The organism is Rania fehmarnensis (assembly GCF_056494185.1).
Map to the genome: position 1 here is coordinate 1,014,148 of NZ_CM151398.1, position 19,161 is coordinate 1,033,308.

The 19,161-nt window shown below is 54.9% G+C and carries 9 protein-coding genes; 6 read left to right on the forward strand and 3 right to left on the reverse strand.

The window, feature by feature from the left end; translation table 11 throughout:
- The first annotated feature begins 105 nt into the window (after positions 1-105).
- Complete coding sequence (locus SH573x_RS03110; protein ID WP_479356638.1) at positions 106-1,749, forward strand: glycine--tRNA ligase; 1,644 nt, start codon at positions 106-108, stop codon at positions 1,747-1,749.
- A gap of 371 nt (positions 1,750-2,120) precedes the next feature.
- Positions 2,121-3,221 carry a BBP7 family outer membrane beta-barrel protein gene (locus tag SH573x_RS03115; RefSeq protein WP_479352855.1) on the forward strand — a complete coding sequence of 367 codons (1,101 nt, stop codon included), beginning with the start codon at positions 2,121-2,123 and terminating at the stop codon, positions 3,219-3,221.
- A gap of 42 nt (positions 3,222-3,263) precedes the next feature.
- Here SH573x_RS03115 and SH573x_RS03120 read toward each other — a convergent pair whose 3' ends face one another.
- Positions 3,264-11,669: a beta strand repeat-containing protein gene (locus SH573x_RS03120; protein WP_479352856.1), complete on the reverse strand. Its 8,406-nt coding sequence runs from the start codon at positions 11,667-11,669 to the stop codon at positions 3,264-3,266.
- Between the two features lie 457 nt (positions 11,670-12,126).
- Between SH573x_RS03120 and SH573x_RS03125 the strand changes: the two genes are divergently transcribed.
- The 4 genes from SH573x_RS03125 to SH573x_RS03140 all read left to right on the forward strand — a co-directional run bounded on the left by SH573x_RS03125 (position 12,127) and on the right by SH573x_RS03140 (position 15,815).
- Positions 12,127-13,245 (forward strand): SdrD B-like domain-containing protein, encoded by a 1,119-nt coding sequence (locus tag SH573x_RS03125; protein WP_479352857.1) that lies wholly within the window; start codon positions 12,127-12,129, stop codon positions 13,243-13,245.
- Positions 13,246-13,416: 171 nt separating this feature from the next.
- A complete protein-coding gene (locus SH573x_RS03130) occupies positions 13,417-14,232 on the forward strand; it encodes a cohesin domain-containing protein (protein ID WP_479352858.1) in 816 nt (271 codons plus the stop codon).
- A 149-nt stretch (positions 14,233-14,381) separates the two neighbouring features.
- Positions 14,382-15,302, forward strand: coding sequence for a DUF481 domain-containing protein (locus SH573x_RS03135; RefSeq protein WP_479352859.1), 921 nt, complete (start codon positions 14,382-14,384; stop codon positions 15,300-15,302).
- Positions 15,303-15,311: 9 nt separating this feature from the next.
- Positions 15,312-15,815 carry a hypothetical protein gene (locus tag SH573x_RS03140; protein WP_479352860.1) on the forward strand — a complete coding sequence of 168 codons (504 nt, stop codon included), beginning with the start codon at positions 15,312-15,314 and terminating at the stop codon, positions 15,813-15,815.
- A gap of 38 nt (positions 15,816-15,853) precedes the next feature.
- On the opposite strand, the gene SH573x_RS03145 is transcribed toward SH573x_RS03140, so the two are convergent.
- Both SH573x_RS03145 and SH573x_RS03150 read right to left on the reverse strand, forming a co-directional pair.
- Positions 15,854-17,251 carry a phospholipase D-like domain-containing protein gene (locus SH573x_RS03145; protein WP_479352861.1) on the reverse strand — a complete coding sequence of 466 codons (1,398 nt, stop codon included), beginning with the start codon at positions 17,249-17,251 and terminating at the stop codon, positions 15,854-15,856.
- A 314-nt stretch (positions 17,252-17,565) separates the two neighbouring features.
- Positions 17,566-18,615, reverse strand: coding sequence for a hypothetical protein (locus tag SH573x_RS03150; RefSeq protein WP_479352862.1), 1,050 nt, complete (start codon positions 18,613-18,615; stop codon positions 17,566-17,568).
- Between the last annotated feature and the right edge of the window lie 546 nt (positions 18,616-19,161).

Genomic DNA, 19,161 nt, shown 5'->3' on the forward strand with positions numbered 1-19,161 from the left:
ACCGCGGCTAATGCCGTCGGCCAGTTAACCGCGGCTAACGCCGTCGGCTTAGTTACATCTCACTCCCCAAAAAGCTAAATCCACACCCAGAGATTCACTATGCAAATGGAAAAGCTCGTTTCGCTGTGCAAACGTCGCGGCTATGTATTTCAATCCAGCGAGATTTATGGTGGTCTGAACGGGTTCTGGGATTATGGTCCCTTGGGTGTTGAACTGAAACGCAACATTAAAGATGCGTGGTGGCGCGATATGGTCAGCGGCCACGATGATCTGGCGGCTCCCCAAGGTGCACCAGAAGCGTATGAGATGGTGGGCTTGGATTGCTCCATCATCATGCATCCGCAAGTCTGGCGCGTCAGTGGTCACTACGACCTGTTCTGCGACAAGATGGTCGACTGTCGTGAATCGCAAAAGCGTTATCGGTGGGATCACGTGGTTGGCCTATGGGTAACCGGACGAGTTGCTCAGCACGGCGGCGAAGCTGGTGCGGCACCGACCGAACCGCAGCGAGTCTTCATCTCCGTTATCACCGACAACGATCCCCAACCAGAGATCGAAGCCAAGGCGCTGAAGTTCTTCGGGCTGCGTGCCAAAGACCTTGACCAACTGAGCTTCGAAAGCAAACTGCAGACATTGTCGGCGCTCGAAGATTTTGAACAAGTAGTGGGTCCTGATGCCAAACACTTGGGCACGCTCACGCCGCCTCGCGATTTTAATTTGATGTTCCCAACCACGATCGGTGCTCTGGGTGGCGAAGCCGATCGCGCGTTCTTGCGGCCCGAAACGGCGCAAGGCATTTTTATGAACTTTAAGAATGTATGCGATAGCACGCGCGTCAAAGTACCCTTTGGAATCGCGCAAGTCGGCAAGAGTTTTCGAAACGAGATCACTCCCCGTAACTTCACGTTCCGCTCACGCGAATTCGAACAGATGGAGATCGAGTTCTTCTGTCATCCCGATTCTTCGCCAGCCTGGTATCGTTACTGGCGCGATCGACGCATGCAGTGGTACACCGACCTCGGCCTGGCCGGCGAGCGTTTGCGCTTGCGCGAACATGCTCAAGATGAACTGAGCCACTATTCAACCGGCACCGCCGATATCGAATATGCGTTTCCGTTTTTGGCACCCGGTGAATTCGGTGAGCTGGAAGGCATTGCGCATCGCGGTGATTTCGATCTGCGCAGCCACATGGAAGGCAAGCTGGACGAGAAAACCAATCCACTGCAAGTTCAGTTGGGCGAAGATGGCAAACCGAAGTGGCGTGGTAGCGGTAAAGATTTGACCTACCGCGATGAGATCACCAACGAGCGATTTACGCCTCATGTGATCGAGCCCTCGGCCGGGGCAGATAGGGCCACCTTAGCTTTCCTGTGTGAAGCGTACTGCGAAGACCAAGCGCCCGATGAGAAAGGCGAGATGCAAACTCGCGTCGTTCTAAAGCTGCACCCTCGCATCGCTCCGATGAAAGCTGCGATTCTGCCGCTGGTGAAAAAAGATGGCATGCCCGAAGTTGCCCAATCGATCTATCGTCAACTGAAGAAAAAATACAACGTCTTCTACGACGAGAAGGGGGCTGTGGGCCGACGCTATCGTCGACAAGACGAAGCCGGTACGCCGTACTGCATTACCGTCGATGGTCAATCGTTACAGGATCAGACCGTTACGCTACGCGATCGCGATTCGCTCAAACAAGACCGAATTGCTATCAGTGAAGTGGCCGCAGTGATCGAAGAACGCATTTGCTCTTGAACCGTCGGGGCTTTCTTGCTACTTAATCGGGGGCGCCCCGATGCGTTCCTATTCCAGCAAGTGAGCACCGATTTGTGACTGGACTGCAACCCCCCACTCCGAGCAGGGCCGTTGAACGTACCTTCAGCCTCGTACGCAGGGCTCTGTGCGCCCTCGTAACGCTATCGGTAATCGGTTCTGGTCTTGCGCATGCGCAGTCCGAGAACCAGACACAGTCCGAAGTTTCCGGCGAAGCCTTCAATATTCTGCCACAGCCAGGGGAAGAGTATTCTTCGCTGTCTGAATCAGAATTCAATGAAGGCTTCTACGGCGACCAAGCGGCCTGCGATTGTCCCGATTGCCAGGCAATGCGCGGGCGGAGAGGGCAGGGGATGCGTCGGCCCATTGCCGTGGGACCTGCCGGGCGCTGCATCCTGCTCTACGATGTGCGTGTGTCTGCTGACTATTTGCTGTACTCCATTGATGGCATGAGTCTGCCCTCCCTGGTAACTACTAGCCCCGTGGGTACCGATCCAACCAGAATCGGAGTGTTGGGAGCAAACACCCAAACACTCTTCGGTAACAATACGATCAACGATGACGCACGCTCGGGCGGACGAATTGCAGTCAGCCTGTGGACCGATCCAGAGCTGCGCACTGCCTGGGAGTTCAGTTATCTCGGCTTAGAACAAACCGGTGATGGGTATGCGACTAGTAGCAGCAGCTTCCGCAATCTAGCCCGTCCAGTATTCGATACCGGCACCAATGCCGAAGCCGCGCAGCTTGTCGCGCAGTCGGGAGTTCTCTCGGGCTCGATTGCCGTCGACACCGATACGCAGCTACAGACGTTCGAGGTCTTGCGACGTCACTGCTTTTGCCGCACTCCCTGGTATCAGTATGATCTGCTGCTGGGTTACAAGTATGGCCTGTTGGAAGATGAACTGAGCATCAACCAATCTTCGACTTACCTGACCGCCGTCGGTCCCATTGTGGCAGGCACTTCGTCCACTGCACTGGATCGCTTTGAGACCTCAAATCGCTTCAATGGTTTTGTGGTGGGCCTGGATCGCTGGCATACGATCAATTGTTGGAAGTTCGTGTACACCGGCAAAGTAGCCTTGGGATCCACTCGTTCACGCACCACGATCAGTGGTCGAACCAATACTACGGTGCCAGCTGTAGGCAGTTCCACCATCAACGGCAATCTGCTAGCTCAAGCGAGCAACATCGGTCGGTTTGAACGCGATCAATTTATGGCGATTCCAGAATTCACTTTTCGCCTGGAACGGCGGATGTCACCTCAGATTCAGTTGCATGCCGCTTATAACTTGATGTACTGGACCGCAGTCACGCGCGTCGATGATGTGCTCAGTCGCCGCGTATCGCAATTTCCACCCGAAGCGGTTACAGGAACAAGAGAGCCCGCTTTTCGTTGGAACGACAGCGGGCTCTTCATGCATGGTTTGCAACTAGGTGTGGACTACAACTTCTAAGCACATGGACGCGACTGCGTGCGTAAGGCCGTGCACGTTGGCTTAGGCGCCCACAATGATCTGCAGAATCTGTTCAATCTCCAAGCCGCCCGCGTCGACGCTGCGAACGCGAACGCTGTACAGCGACTGAATTGCAGCATCGACATTCTCTTGAATCACCAACTCACCGTTGACGATTTCGAACACATCGTTGTCCGTGTCACCAGAACCCGTTACCAGCGTGTAGGTAAATGTGTCCCCGATATCGGGATCGGTTGTGCCTAATACCCCTACCACCGTTCCACTGGGCTGAAGGTCATCGATCGTGTTATCGGAAATCGACACCAGCGTTGGTGCTTCGTTCAGATCGGTCACGGTGATGCTAAAGGCTTGCTCGAATATCAAACCGGCTGAATCGGTTGTCCGAATCCGCACGCTGTAGGTGCTCTGGGTTTCGAAGTCGAAGGCTTGAGTCGTGCGCAGTTCGTTACCGACGATTTCAAAAGCCGCATTGTCGGTGTCGCCAGTGCCGGCCACCAGCGAGTAGGTATGCGTGTCACCGCTATTGGCATCAGTTGAACTCAGCAAACCTACGGTGGTCCCAGCTCCCTGATTTTCGGCGATCTGGCTGTTGTTCAGATTCAGCTCGGTGGGTGCCACCGGAGCTTCGGTCACGGTGATGACAAACGACTCTTCCGTACTCAGACCAGCCACATCCGTGACTCGCAAGCGAATCGTGTACGAGGATTGAGTGGCCATATCTACGTTGCTGGCCAGCACCAGCAAGTCGCCGCTAATGGTGAACTGGGCGTTGTCGGTATCGCCATCACCAGCTACTAGGCTATAAGTCAGTGAATCACCAGCGTCAGGATCAGTCGCCGAGATGGTGGCCACCGTTTGTCCGCTGGCAGTGCCATCGACCACCGTGTTACCGCTCAATTGCAACTGGGCAGGTGCTTCGTTAACGTCGGTCACTGTTAGCAGCAGAACTTGTTCGAACGACAGGCTGCTGGAGTCGGTCGTGCGAACACGAATGCTGTAACTGGACTTCGTTTCAAAGTCGAACCCGGCAACGGTTCGTAATTCATTGCCGACGATTTCGAAAGCGGCGTTATCTGTATCGCCCGTACCAGCTACCAAAGTGTAAGCATGCGTGTCACTACCGTTGGCATCCGTCGAACTCAGTTCGCCCACCACGGTTCCGATGGCTGCATCTTCAGCAATTTGATCATTGGTCAGAGCAATCGCCGTGGGGGCCGCAGGAATTTCGGTCACGGTGATGACAAAGGTTTCTTCCGTGCTCAGTCCAGCCGTGTCAGCCACTCGCAAGCGAATCGAGTACGACGACTTGGTGGCCAGGTCGACAGCGTTGACTAGGACCAATGCGTTGCTGCTGATGGTGAACTCAGCGTTATCCGTGTCGCCAGTACCAGCCACCAGGCTGTAAGTCAGTGTGTCACCGGCGTCTGGATCGGTAGCCGAGATGGTGGCCACGGTTTGTCCGCTGGCAGTGCCATCGACCACAGTATTGCTGCTCAGTTGCAGCTGGCCAGGTGCTTCGTTGACATCGGTGACCGTCAGCAGCAGAACCTGTTCAAAAGTCAGACTGCTGGAATCAGTCGTGCGGACGCGAATGCTGTAGTTGGATTGCGTCTCGTAGTCCAGTCCAGCCAGCGTTCGCAATTCATTGCCCACGATTTCGAAAGCGGCATTGTCTGTGTCGCCCGTGCCGGCCACCAACGTGTAGGTGTGCGTATCACCCACATCGGCATCGGTTGAACTTAGTTGACCAACTACCGTTCCGATTGCCGCATCTTCGGCTAGCTGACTATTGCTCAGGGCGATCGCTGTGGGTGCATTCTGAATCGGGGTGACCGTAATCACAAACGATTCTTCAGTGTTCAGTCCAGCCGTATCAGCCACTCGCAAGCGAATCGAATACGAGGCCTTGGTGGCCAGATCGACAGCGTTGACTAGCACCAATGCATTGCTGCTGATCGTGAACTCAGCGTTGTCCGTATCGCCGGTACCAGCCACCAGGCTGTACGTCAGCGTGTCACCTGCGTCTGGATCAGTAGCCGAGATCGTGGCCACGGTTTGTCCGCTGGCAGTGCCATCGACCACCGTGTTACTGCTTAGTTGCAACTGGCTTGGTGCTTCGTTAACGTCGGTGACCGTCAGCAGCAGCACTTGTTCAAACGTCAGGCTGCTGGAGTCGGTGGTGCGTACACGAACGCTGTAGTTGGACTTCGTTTCGAAGTCGAACCCGGCAGCGGTTCGCAAATCATTGCCGACGATTTCGAAGGCCGCGTTGTCAGTATCGCCCGTACCAGTGACCAGGGTGTAGGTGTGCGTATCACCCACATCGGCATCGGTTGTGGTCAGTTGGCCAACTAACGTGGCGATTCCGGCATCTTCAGCGATCTGACTGTTGCTTAGTGCAATTGCCGTGGGTGCATTCTGAATTTCGGTGACCGTAATCACAAACGAATCTTCGGTATTCAATCCGGCTGCGTCAGTGACTCTCAAGCGAATCGCGTAGGACGACTTGGTGGCCAGGTCGACAGCGTTGACTAGGACCAATGCGTTGCTGCTGATCGTGAACTCAGCGTTGTCCATGTCGCCGGTACCAGCCACCAGGCTGTACGTCAGTGTGTCACCGGCGTCTGGATCATTGGCCGAAATGGTGGCCACGGTTTGTCCGCTGGCAGTGCCATCGACCACCGTGTTACTGCTTAGTTGCAACTGGCTTGGTGCCTCGTTAACGTCGGTCACTGTCAGCAGCAGCACTTGTTCAAACGTCAGGCTGCTGGAGTCAGTGGTGCGTACACGAATGCTGTAGCCGGACTTCGTTTCGAAGTCGAACCCGGCAGCGGTTCGCAGTTCATTGCCGACGATTTCGAAGGCCGCGTTGTCAGTATCGCCCGTACCAGTGACCAGGGTGTAGGTGTGCGTATCACCCACATCGGCGTCGGTGGTACTCAACTGACCCACAACGGTTCCAGTGGTTGCATCTTCAGCGATCTGACTGTTGCTGAGAGCAATAGCGGTCGGTGCATTCTGAATTTCGGTGACCGTAATCACAAACGAATCTTCGGTATTCAATCCGGCTGCGTCAGTGACTCTCAAGCGAATCGCGTAGGACGACTTGGTGGCCAGATCGACGGCGTTGACTAGCACCAATGCGTTGCTGCTGATCGTGAACTCAGCGTTGTCCGTGTCGCCGGTACCAGCCACCAGGCTGTATGTCAGTGTGTCACCGACGTCTGGATCATTGGCCGAAATGGTGGCTACTGTTTGACCGCTGGCAGTGCCGTCAACAACGGTGTTGGAACTCAACTGGATCTGGCTAGCAGCTTCGTTTACGTTGGTCACGGAGACGGTAAAGCTCTTCTCCGTATTCAATCCAGCCGCATCGGTGCTGCGTACACGAACGCTGTAGCTGCTCTTGGTTTCGAAGTCAGGTGAAGCAACGAGTTTCAGCGTGTTGCCATCGATGGTAAAGGCTGCGTTGTCCGTATCGCCATCACCCGCGACGAAAGAATATGTGTGAGAGTCACCACTATCGGGATCGACACTGGAGAACTGTCCGACATCCGATCCAGCGGCGATGTTCTCGGCAACCGTGGAGGAGCTGATCGCAATATCGGAAGGAGTTTCGTTCACATTGGTGACCGAGACACCGAGCATAGTTTCGAAACTCAGACCCGAGGCATCTTGGCTGCGGACGCGAATTTCATAGTTGGATTTCGTTTCGAAGTTTAGCGTGGATGCTAGTCGCAGTTCATTGCCCACGATCTGGAAGAGCGCGTTATCGGTGTCGCCTTGACCGGTAACCAGACTATAGGTGTGCGTATCACCGGCGTTGGGGTCAACCGACGAGAGCGTGCCGACTACTGTGCCTACAGCTTGGTTTTCAGGCAGTGAATTGGACGACAGTAGAATAGAGGTCGGAGGTTGATTGTTGACATCTACCGCAATGGTAAAGGTGCGTTCAAAGTTCAGGCCGCCCGCGTCTTGGGCACGCACGCGAATAGCATAGCTGGACTTGGTATCGCGATCGGCCACGAACGTCGTAATCAGTTGATTGCCGCTGACGGTGAAGGACGAATTATCCGCGTCTCCAGCGCCTGTAACTAGCGAGTAAGTGAACGCGTCCGATGCATCGGGGTCGGTAGTGCTGAAGGTACCTACTAATGTCGCAGCCACATCACCATCGACGATGCTGGAATCGCTCAGTTCTAAGGCCGTGGGGCCTTCGTTGACATTGGTTACGGAGATGGTGAGCTGCTTGGCAAAGGTTGCCCCGCTGCTATCGCTTGTTTGTATGCGAACCGAGTAGCTACTCTTGGTTTCGAAGTTAGGTGTCGTGGCTAGCTTCAGTTCATTACCAGTAATCGTGAACGAGGCGTTGTCGTTGTCCCCGAGACCACTGACCAACGAATAAGTGTGGGTATCGCCAGCGTTCGCATCGGTGCTCGAAAGTGTGCCAACGGTTGTGCCACTGGCCGTGTTTTCCGCCACGCTGCTGTTGCTGAGCGCAACATTCGTTGGGGCTACATTGTTGGCATCAGCAATCGAACCGGTGATTACCTGTTCAACATTCAATCCAGCGGCATCGGTCGAGCGAAGGCGAATGCTGTAAGTTGTTTGGCCACTGAAGGTCGCCGCCGTTCTTAACTCACTGCCGCTAATGCTGAATTTAGCATTGTCCGTGTCTCCGGTACCGGTCACAAGCGTGTAGGTGTGAGTGTCACCCGCATCCGGATCGGTAGAGGACAGCGTGCCAACAGTCGTACCTACAGCGGCAGCTGCCGGTACGGTAGTGCTGGAAGCTGCGATCAGAGTCGGAGCTTCGTTGACATTGGTTACTGTGATGGTAAAGACCTTGGCAAAGGTCAATCCATTATTGTCGGTTGTCTGCAAACGAATGGAGTAACTGGGCTGGGTTTCAAAGTTAGGTGTCGTCGCCAAGACCAGCTGGCTACCACTGATGGTGAACGAACCATTGTCGGTCGAGCCGGTACCGCTAACCAACGCATAAGTGTGCGTGTCGCTCGAGTTCGGATCGCTGGTGGTCAGGTTGCCAACAGTAGTTCCGCTGGCCGTGTTCTCCGCCACAGTGCTACTGCTGAGCGCAATATCGGTGGGGGCAACGTTGCCCGAGACGATCGTGCCAGTGATGACTTGTTCTACATTCAATCCCCCGGCATCGGTGGTTCGAACTCGAATACTAAACGTTGTCTGGCCACTAAAGGTTGCCGCAGTTCGCAGTTGGCTGCCGGTTATGGAGAACTTGGCATTGTCGGTGTCACCAGTTCCAGTGACTAGCGTATAAGTATGCGTGTCGCTGGCATCGGGATCGGTTGTCGAAAGCGATCCGATCGTCGTACCAATCGCTGCGTCATCCGGTACAGTTGTGCCCGAGGAAGCGACTTGCGTCGGAGCTTCATTGACGTTGGTCACGCTGATGGTGAGGATCTTGGCAAACGTCAACCCACCATTGTCAGTCGTCTGGACGCGAACTGAGTAACTACTCTTCGTCTCGAAGTTGGGCGTAGTCGCCAGCACCAACTGATTACCATTAATCGTAAAGGACGCGTTATCAGTTGAACCTTCACCAGCCACAAGGGCATACGTGTGCGTATCGCCCGAATTCGAATCGACGCTGGTGAGATTACCGACAGTTGTGCCGCTGGCCGTATTCTCGGCGACACTACTGCTACTGAGGGCAATGTCCGTCGGGGCTACGTTGGTGGCTGCAGTGATCGTACCGGTGATGATCTGTTCAACGGTCAATCCAGCCGCATCGGTCGAACGCACGCGAATGCTGTAGGTCGACTGTCCCGAGAACGTAGCCGCGGTTTTCAGTTCATTTCCCGTGATAGAGAACTTGGCATTGTCTGTGGCGCCTGTGCCGGTCACTAGCGTGTAAGTGTGTGTATCGCTGGCATCCGGATCGGTGGTCGATAACGTGCCGATGGTAGTGCCCACAACTGCGCCGGCTGGCACCGTCGTACTCGACGCCGACACCAGTGTCGGTGCTTCGTTGACGTTGGTAACGGTGATCGTGAAGACCTTGGCGAAGGTCAGGCCGTTGTTGTCGCTTGTCTGCAGACGAATCGAGTAGCTCGGTTTGGTTTCAAAATCTGGCGTGGTGGCCAGTCGCAATTGATTGCCGCTGATGGTGAACGAACTGTTGTCGGTCGAGCCCGTACCGGTGACCAAGGAGTAAGTGTGCGTATCGCTGGAATTCGGATCGCTAGTGGTTAGGTTACCTACGGTTGTTCCGCTGGCCGTGTTCTCAGCCACGCTGGTACTGCTGAGCGTGATATCGGTGGGTGCGATATTGCCCGAGGCGATCGTACCGGTAATCACTTGTTCAACCGACAAGCCTGCGGCATCAGTTGCCCGCACGCGGATGCTGAACGTAGTCTGGGTCGTAAAGGTGACAGCCGTTCGGAGTTGGTTGCCTGAGATTGAGAACTTGGCGTTATCCGCATCGCCGGTGCCAGTCACAAGCGTAAAGGTATGCGTATCGCTGGCATCGGGATCGGTAGCCGAGAGCGTACCGACTGTGGTTCCAATGGTTGCGTTAGCGGGAACGGTTGTGCCGGTCGATGATACCAGCGTCGGCGCTTCGTTGACGTTCGTCACGGTGATGGTGAACGTCTTTTCAAACGTTAAACCACCGTTATCGGTCGTTCGAACTCGAATGGCGTAAGACGATTTGTTCTCGAAGTTAAGCGCTGTGTTGAGAACAAGTTGGTTGTTGTTGATGGTGAACGAAGCGTTGTCCGTGCTGCCTGTGCCGGTGACGAGCGAATAAGTAAAGGTATTGCCGCTGTTGGGATCGGTCGTCGTAAAGGTCCCAACGATCGCCCCGGTAGTTTGCGACTCGCTGACCGTTGAGGTGCTCAGCGCGATATCGGTGGGAGCCTGGTTGGCGGCACCTACGGTGATTGTAAAGTTCTTTTCGAATGACCTGCCGCTGGCATCCGTAGTGCGCACGCGAATCGAGTAGCTGGACTTCGTCGCTGAATTGACGGCCACCGCCGTTCGCAATTGGTTGCCGCTGATTGTGAAACTGCTGTTGTCAGTAGAACCGGTGCCCGTGACTAGCGAATAGGTAAACGTATCGCCAGTGTCAGGATCGGTGCTGGTAAAAGTACCGACGGTAGTGCCAATGGCCGAACCGGTGGCCACTGTGGTCGAGGATAGCGCGACATCGGTTGGAGCTTGCGAAGGCAAGTTAGGAATATTGGGGACCGACAGGTTGATGACTTTGCGGAGCACATCGCTGGCATCCAACGGACTGATTCCATCGACGCCCGTCACATCGCCCAACAGCAATGGATTGATCAGCGGAAAGAGCGGCGTGGTGATAGTCGAGCTGGTGGGCGTGGCTGATACAAAGCCTGTATCAGAACCAACGCCAACGCGAGCGATCAGTCGAGCGTCTTCGGCATCATACCGACGATTCGCATTGACATCGCCAGGGTAGGCGGCCACGTGCACGGCATCATTCGCTTTGGCGGTAAGCGCGCCGGCATTGATTTCAACTGAGGTGATATCGAGGATTTGTGCTTTGCCATAGGTGGCCGATTCGGGCACTGTGGCAATGACTTCGATGATGTCGGTCTGATCGGCCGTGAGTGCTGTCAGGGCGAAGAACGAAATCGTGGCCACGCCCGGCGTGGTCAAGTTGGATTGAATCTGGCTGCCCGTGGGTGCATCGGGTCCGAGTTGCACTTCGGAGATGCTCATCAGGGTTGGATCGTAATTGAAGGTCAACGTGACCGAGGTCACGCCGGCAGCGCCTGTCAACTGGATGGCCATACCTTCTGGTAAGGTCGCACCGCTGCTAGTGACTGGGCCTTGCAACGCTTGGCCTGGTCCACGCGCGATATCTGCAAAGCCTACTGAGACACTGGTGCCAGCGCTAACAGTGAAGGTAGTGACAAAGTTTCCACCAGCGGTGCCGTTGCCAGAAGGGAGTGATGCGTTGCTTTCGCCATCGAGCAATTCGCCATCGGCGGCGTCGGTGAATCCATCGGCAGCGCTGCGCAGCGTGACGGTGTAGGTGTCCGCTGGCAACACGCCTCCGGCTGCCACGAAGGTCATGGTCGAACCCGAGAATACGGCCGAGCCGCGGACTGCTCCGGTTGTGGAACCTTGCACGGTTACGTCGGCTACACCCATCGCTCCGCCGGAGGTGGTGTAAAGATTTATTTTAGAAACGTCCACTGCTTCGCTAAACTGCACCACAAAGCCGCTGTCGGTTGGGGTGAACTGCGTAACATTGGCAGCCATGACCCGCCGGCCCTCGAGCGACTCGACCCGTGGCGTGCGGAAATATTGATTGCGGCTGGCGCGAGCTTCGGGATGCTCGCCAGAGGCGTGCTCAGTCCTTCCCTGGCAAAAATTCAGTAATAATTGCAGGAAACGGTTGCGTGCAGGACGATTCATAGGGTTTCGCTCAGTTCGTCAGGGGGGTGATGTCGGCCCGACCATATACCATCAATCCCTTGAAAAGAAACCAGTCCAAATCCACTCTTAACTGGTGTACACCGGTTTAGGAACTTTACCGCAGCATTCGCGTCCCATCACTCTGTAGTGGACTTTAGTAGGTGGCCGTTTTCTGTATCGGTTAGTCACGCTCAGAATTCGAGCCTTAAATTCGATCCGGAGAACATAGGTTTTGCCTTCAAAAGGGTCTGTCCCGCCGCCGATGGCGGGAATGGGCGGACCTTTTTTGAGACAAAGCCTCGCGACAATAGTAACTTGAGATGAAAGTTTTGAAGGTAAACGAGACGAATAGTTCCATGTTCCGGCCTTAAAGTCAGAAGGCTCGCTGTGCGATCGGCACAGCTGGCCATCTGGAAATCCATCGATATACAACTGATTTCGCAGGCAAAAACTAATAATGCGACGACCAACTAGACTCTTGGTGGAAGCGCTGGAATCCCGACGATTGCTAGCGGCCGTCAGTATTCCCACAAATTTGAATGGCGGCGCCGGAGCGGTCGTGGCCGCCCCCATTCAGATCGATACTGCCAATGGTGTGCGAGCCGCTGAAATCCGGCTCAGCTACGATACTGATATCTTAAATATCACCAGTGATGCAATTCAAGCCGGAAGTGTCTGGTCGGGCAATTCGGATACTCAAGTCACAGCCAATGTCGACGAAGCCGCCGGGACAATTGTGCTATTTGTGACCTCCGCCAACGCGCTGGGGGACATCGCTGGCAGCCTGGCGATTCTGAATTTCACCCTGGCCAGCGGCGCAACCCTGGCCGATACCGCCACGCTGAACTTGACATCCGTGACGCTCAATGAGGGCGCGGTGACGGTTTCGCCAGCACCGACCAGTGGAGCCGATAGCATTGATGGTTTGATCACAGTCACTACTTCCACGGGTGTTGGCACGATCAGCGGTTTTGTGTTTGCCGACGCTAACCGAAATGGCACTGTGGATACTGGTGAAGCGATACCGGGCGTTACGGTGACGTTAACCAATACGTCCACTGGTGCTTCGCAACAAACGACAACCGGCAGTGACGGCAGTTACAGGTTCGCTAATCTAGCGGCTGCCAGTTATCAGCTTCAGGAATCGCAACCCGCCGCGTACTTCGAAGGTGGCGTTAACTCGCTGACCGTTCAGCTGACATCCAATGCTGGTCTGGCGAATCAGAACTTTGTCGAAGGCGGTTTGCAGCCTGGTGCGATATTCACTCGACTCCGCACGACGCTGGCCATGCCAGTCGGTTCCGCGGCTTGGCAAAACGCTATTGCCAGTGCCGTCCAGTTTGTAGCTGCCTCTAGCGCTTCGACGGCTAATATTAATGCGTTGAGCACGACGACTTTTTCGACGCAAGCCACCAATGGGGCTGGCAGTTCGAATGCCAGCACAAACGCGCTGGTAGCGGAAGGCGAGTACGCTGCGCCGCTGATTGTTAACGGCACGGCGGCGCCGTTGGCGGATGTTGAAGCTCGTGAAAAGCAGCGTTTAGCGGCTATTGAACAAGCCGTTTTAGACTTGTAATTAAGCACGTGGCCGCGTGCTTAGCTTCGCAGGCTCAATCGATATAGACGCAGTGAATGCAGTTACCGGCAGAGAGTATCATGGCGTAAACTGCCATTGCCAGTCGGCTGTTGAAAAGCCTAATAGTATGAGTAACTCGTCTCAGTTACTCAAACACTATTGGAGCCAAGGATGGCTGCGATTACTCATCGATTGCGATGCGAGATATTGGAAGCTCGACGTCTGACTGCGATTGACGTAGCGGATGGGCTGAATGTTTCTGTGGGATCGGAAGGCATTGCGGGACTGCGCGCGGCCGAGATTCGCTTGAATTATGATCCGCGAGCGTTGAGCTTGCAGGAACACGATATCCGGGTTGGTAAAGCTTGGGATGGTACGGCGGGCCTGGTGACGAAAGTTGACGAAGCAGCCGGTTCGGTGAACATCTTTCTATTTTCCGCCGAGCCCATTGCGGCCGATGGCGGGCCGCTGGTGGATGTCAAATTTCAAGTTGTCGACGAGTTGGTAGCCGATGTAGCTATGGCTACACTTGCCAAATTTCAATTGAATGAAGGTGCAATTGAATCCAGTGCCATCGTTACGCCTCAAACCACCTCGAGCAGCCTGGAGACTACCGAAACCACCTTTGAAATAGCATTGCCGGTCGATCGAGTTTCTGAGCTAGTTCCAGAGATTGTCGAACCATTAGCGATTGTGCCCGTGGCGGTGATGGTTGAGTCATCAGAGGCTGTTGCTGTTGCAGACTTGCCGGAGTCGGTGGGGGATACCAAGGCTTGCTCGGGCTGGGACGGCCCAATGTCCTCGGAGTTGTTGGTAAGTGACGATTACTTAGAGCCAGTAGCTGAGCCGATGGTTGGGCGGATGGTTGGGCCGAGCGAACCCGCCGCAGCGGACGCAACACTTGCGTTTGACCTGGATGCATCCGCTGCAGAGCAGGCAGCACCTCCAGTTGACATGCGATCGGTGTGGATGGTCGACGGCCAGTAGGCTACAGTCGGTGATAGGGTAGTGAGTTGATCTTGATTTACTCTCGATCAGCAGGTAATTACGTTTAGTTGCGTCGGTTCGTTAACTGATTCAGCTTCCCCTACCTGCTGATGAGAGTCGCTGTGGATCTTCGAACGCCCCAAAGAGTCGTGAAGTGCCTACTGACAGTGTGCATGCTGAGCGGTTGGTTAGCGACTGAACATACGATCACCTATGCACAAGAAGGTCTACCTGCGCCTCCAGCGTTGGGCAATGCCAATGATCCGATATCGTTGGCTCCCATGACCGATGCGGTCACGCAAGCTCTGGCAGCGCCGGCAGGAGTTGGCGCTCAAGGGCCCGTGGGCGAGCCGCCCAATTTGAATGCTCCGTTGGATGCTGGCCCGACTTGGTATTATCCTTGGACCTGGATTCCGCTGGATGGTTGGACCAATAGCGCGGAGCTAGGTATTAACGGCAGCAGTGGCAATGCTAACTCTTTCAGCATACAAGCCGGTACACGTTTTAAACGCAAGACCGACATCAACCTGTTTGATTTGCGCTTGACCCACAATCGGACTCAGTCCAATGGCGTTGAAAGGCAAAACAATGCGCTCATGTATGCGGATTACGATCGATACTTTGGCCAGTCGAAGTGGAGTGGATTTGTCAAGAATGGTTTAGAGTACGATCGCTTTCGCAACTTTGATGTGCGTTACAATATCAGCGCGGGTTTGAGCTATAGCTTGCTGAAGAGTGATGCGATCAATTTGAAAGGTCGCTTTGGTTCTGGTGCGTCGCGCGAGTTTGGTGGACCAGATGATCGATGGGTGCCTGAAGCATTGTTTGGTACTGACTATGAACATCAGTGGAGCAAGCGGCACAAGTGGATCGCTCGCATAGATTATTTTCCCGAGTGGGGTGACTTTACCAACTACCGTATCGTGTCCGACGCATCTTGGGAGATGCTCTGGGATGAAGCTGGCAACCTGTCGCTGAAACTGGGCGCCATTGACCGCTACGACAGCACGCCCAACGGTTTGAACCCTAACGATCTCACCTATTCAATGTTGTTGCTGTACAAGTTCTAAGTCAGGCGTATGCCCAAGTTAGATGTGATTGACGAATCTCTGCCGCTGGGTGATCAGCTGCGCGAGTTGATTAATGCGGCCCCCATGATGCCGCTGGATACCGGCACGCTCGATCTACCCACGGTCGATCGGCTTCGGGCATGGCTCAAAACGAATCCCAAGGTGACGCCGGCCTGTTTGGCCGGCTTGTGGCTACTGGCAGGCGATCTGGACCGTTCGCATCAGATTAGCCAAGCAATCGACACCCCCGACGGATCGTATTGGCATGGCATCATGCATCGTCGCGAAGGGGATTATTCCAATGCGCAGTACTGGATGCGCAAAGTTGGCCGCGACCACTGGGTGACTAGCGAACTGATGGCCAGGCAATCCGACTACGGCAGTCCAGTTGCCTTCATTCAGCAGGTCCAGAGCGCCGTGGCCGCCGGTGGCCCTGGGCTGCCAGAAGCTCTGCACATTCAGTGGCTCGAATGGCAGCTGCTGTTTGGCCACTGTTGGTCAGACAGTGATTGACGATACCCTGTAACTGGGAATCGCTGGGCAGTCTACGGCTAAAGATACTTTTTGATCCAAGGACTGATCAATCGCTGCCGTCGAAGTTTCTGGAGTGTTCGATTATCCACCTCGTTGGACCGGGCATCGAATCCCAGCAGCGGTTCTTCTACAGGCATGGCTCGCATCAGATCTTGCGTCAGCTGAACGCCGACCGCTTTGGCGAAAGGAACATCATCGATCAATAACGCTGTCTCCGAGTTCCGCGTCTCAGAGAGCATGTCGAAGTTGTAGCTGCCGATCATCGTACGCCTGCCATCGATCACCATCGACTTTGTGTGCAACATTCGTGGGCCATTCATCTCCCACAGTTCGATACCGGCCTGTAACATCCATCGCCTCTCGTTGACGTACTGCGCATGCGTGATCGTACGATCGTTGGATGCGAGCGAATTGGTCAGTAAACAAAGTTCGACGCCACGCTGACGTAGGGCCGTCAGAATGTCTCGCAGTCGACGCGACATCACTAAGTAAGGCGTCGAAATAAACAACGATTGGCGAGCATTGCTTATCGCGGAGTTTAGTTGCTGCGCGATTGCTGACGGACAGTCCTTGGGATGTTCGGGAATGTCATGCAGAAAACGCACACAGTCGAGCTCAAAGACGGGTTGGCAGGCGGAGCACGTCGGGAGATTTTCTCGTGATCTGTCAAGTAATCGCGAAGCGTGCTCCAACGCTTTACTTCGCGGCATTTCGTTAAGATAAGCCAACTCTTGGGCTTCTCGCGTTCTGCGTTTCTCTTTGCGGTCAAGCGTTGGCTGGCCACTGGTACTGGCTAACCAGCGATCCATAAAGTAGCAACGCACCGCGGTGACAATGGGTCCTGTTACCAGAGCGTCACGATCCCAGCGAATCTTCTCCTCAGAAGGACAACTCGTCCCGTAGTAGTCGGCACGCATGTTGCGCCCGCCTATTATCAAGTGCTGGCCGTCGACAATCATCAATTTGTCATGCATGCGCTGCCGGCCGATCTCGGCCTTATATCGCGCATCGGGCAAATGCTCTCTAACCATCACCGACTCTGCGATCAAATGTTCCATCAGCGGTTTGGGTATGAGATTGTTGATCCCGTGACCGTCAACCAAGAGTTTGACCACAACGCCGCGTCGAGCCGCCTCTCGAAGTCCCGCAAATATGCGTAGCGCCGTTGGATCGTCACCGACTTCGTAAGCTGAAATGAAGACTTCCAGCTGTGCCGAGTCGATCAGCTGCAGTCGGTGATGCAAAGCGCTCAAATCATCGCTCAGCAATCTTGCGCGGTTGCCCAGTTGTACGTTCGCTGGCGGCTGATTAGCCCGACTGATCTCTACACAAGAGAGTACGGTCGAGCCTGCGAGAAAAGATGTCGCATTGGCTACAAATCGCCGTCGGGAATAGTGCGACTGATCGGTGTTCACGCGAGGGAGGTCCACTGTCCTGCGATGGCGAACGAATCGATGTTACAGGTAGACTGTTTATCGAACGTGAGCTCGCCAGCTATCTATGAAAGAAAATTGGAAATGGAGTTCTCATTGGTCAGAGGTCGGGGACTGGGAAGTGTTGTACCACCTGGCACAACTTTGCTGTGATAATCCCGGGCCGCGTCCCCAAATCGGGGCTGCGGTTGAAGTTTGGTTAGGACATCAAAGCGGTGCCCAAGGTCACCGCACACCACAAAGGTCTGTCCCCTAAGTTAGAGCTGATGCTAGCAAAGGATGTGTGCTTCGGCGGGCTAATGAAGAGTGGCCGAACTTTGGGCGAGGCGCAGAATTTCTGTGCGCTGTTCCCAATAGTCGAGCGTGGCTACGCGGAGGTCGACCGGTAGCTTAGACGTCGCGGCGCTAAATTGCTGGACGTTTAAATTGAACAGGATCTCGTGCAAAAAGTTGCCGGGGATCTTCGGCTCGACGACGTCCAGGGCGGCGCCGAGTTTGTGCAAGACCGTGGGCAACGCGCGTTGTTGGATATGCTCGCGATTGCTCGCAGCTAGTTGCCGCACCGACTGTTCGGTAACCACGTATCGGCGAGCGTTCTCGGCGGCCTGTTGGTCACCCAACCGATGAACGGCGGTCCACAATTCGGTGGCGCCCAGCGTGATGGTTTGCTGCCCGCCAAAGCCATCGGCTTTTGTGCCGGCAGCCTGCATGGTGATATGCAGCAAATCGGCTCTCCAACCAAAGGGCACTTCGACCAGCAGGGCAACTTCGCGATCGCCTTCCAGCAGCGGAGTGGGACCGGGCCGAAATTTGAAGAAGACGCCCGCACCACGATTAACGGTGCCGCTACTGGTAAGCAACTGCATGGGTGGTCGACGTTGGTAATTCTCTTCCACTTGCTGCTGGCCGTGATAATCGCCATTGGCGTTGCCGCGGACAAACGGCTCGTATCCACCTGCGATCGCAAAGGAAAAATTCTGATTCTTTTGCGATTGGTTTTGTACCGCGATCCTACCCTCGACCTGCGAATACAACTCGGTCTTGGGCCAGTAATCCAGCACGCGCATCGCGCGGCTGGGGCTGTCGATCGCGACGGTGAATTCATCGATTCCGCCGCGATAACTAGCATCGACCAGAGTCGACACGGTTATTTTCAGTCGCATCAATTGACCGCCGGCCGTAGGACCAGTCGTAAAGCTGGCATCAAGCGGTTCAGCGATCGCAATCGCCGGCGCATCAAAGTTGACTACATCAGGCGATCCAGCCTGCACACTGTCGCTGACCGTAGCCAGACCCAACAGTCCTCCAATGGCGAAAACCACATTGGCACTTCGAATGAATAGCATGGCTGGACCCCGTGTCACCATTAACCTGATCTTGTTTGGCAATTCTCGCCACGCCAAACGCGGCTAAGTGCCAAACAAAGTTAACGTCTGCAAATCGCAGACTCTGGCTGTCCATGCTGCCAATCGTTCCACTGGGCATCAGATGTGTCGCGTAATCAAAGACTCCTATTGGCTGCGGAGGAACTGACACTTTGTCAAAAGTGACGATCCACCACAGGCGACTTGCCCCGGGTTCGATTGCTTCTTCTTGAAAATCAAACAGCACAAATGTGCTTGAGCTAAACCCATCTTAGCGCTCCTAGCCCCAAAGGCAAGGCTTGCATTCCCAGCGAATTTAGCCACGCGCCGTTGCCCTCACGCGGCGATCAGCTCGACCGAACATGCATAAGCCCGACGTTTTCATTATTAGCAACACTAATAGAGCACCGCGGTAAAAAATTTCCGGGTGGCTATCCGGTCTTCAATTGCGCCCAGGGCAAGCTAGACTAGAGGTTTCTCTCGCGAGGCTTGTTCTAGTCGAACATGGTGAAGGTGAGGGCGGGTTAC

Excerpts from the sequence above, each read along its gene's own strand:
- SH573x_RS03110 (WP_479356638.1), top strand. The coding sequence starts at position 106 with ATGGAAAAGCTCGTTTCGCTGTGCAAACGTCGCGGCTATGTATTTCAA.
- SH573x_RS03115 (WP_479352855.1), top strand. The coding sequence starts at position 2,121 with ATGCGTCGGCCCATTGCCGTGGGACCTGCCGGGCGCTGCATCCTGCTC.
- SH573x_RS03120 (WP_479352856.1), bottom strand. The coding sequence starts at position 11,669 with ATGAATCGTCCTGCACGCAACCGTTTCCTGCAATTATTACTGAATTTT.
- SH573x_RS03125 (WP_479352857.1), top strand. The coding sequence starts at position 12,127 with ATGCGACGACCAACTAGACTCTTGGTGGAAGCGCTGGAATCCCGACGA.
- SH573x_RS03130 (WP_479352858.1), top strand. The coding sequence starts at position 13,417 with ATGGCTGCGATTACTCATCGATTGCGATGCGAGATATTGGAAGCTCGA.
- SH573x_RS03140 (WP_479352860.1), top strand. The coding sequence starts at position 15,312 with ATGCCCAAGTTAGATGTGATTGACGAATCTCTGCCGCTGGGTGATCAG.
- SH573x_RS03150 (WP_479352862.1), bottom strand. The coding sequence starts at position 18,615 with ATGCTATTCATTCGAAGTGCCAATGTGGTTTTCGCCATTGGAGGACTG.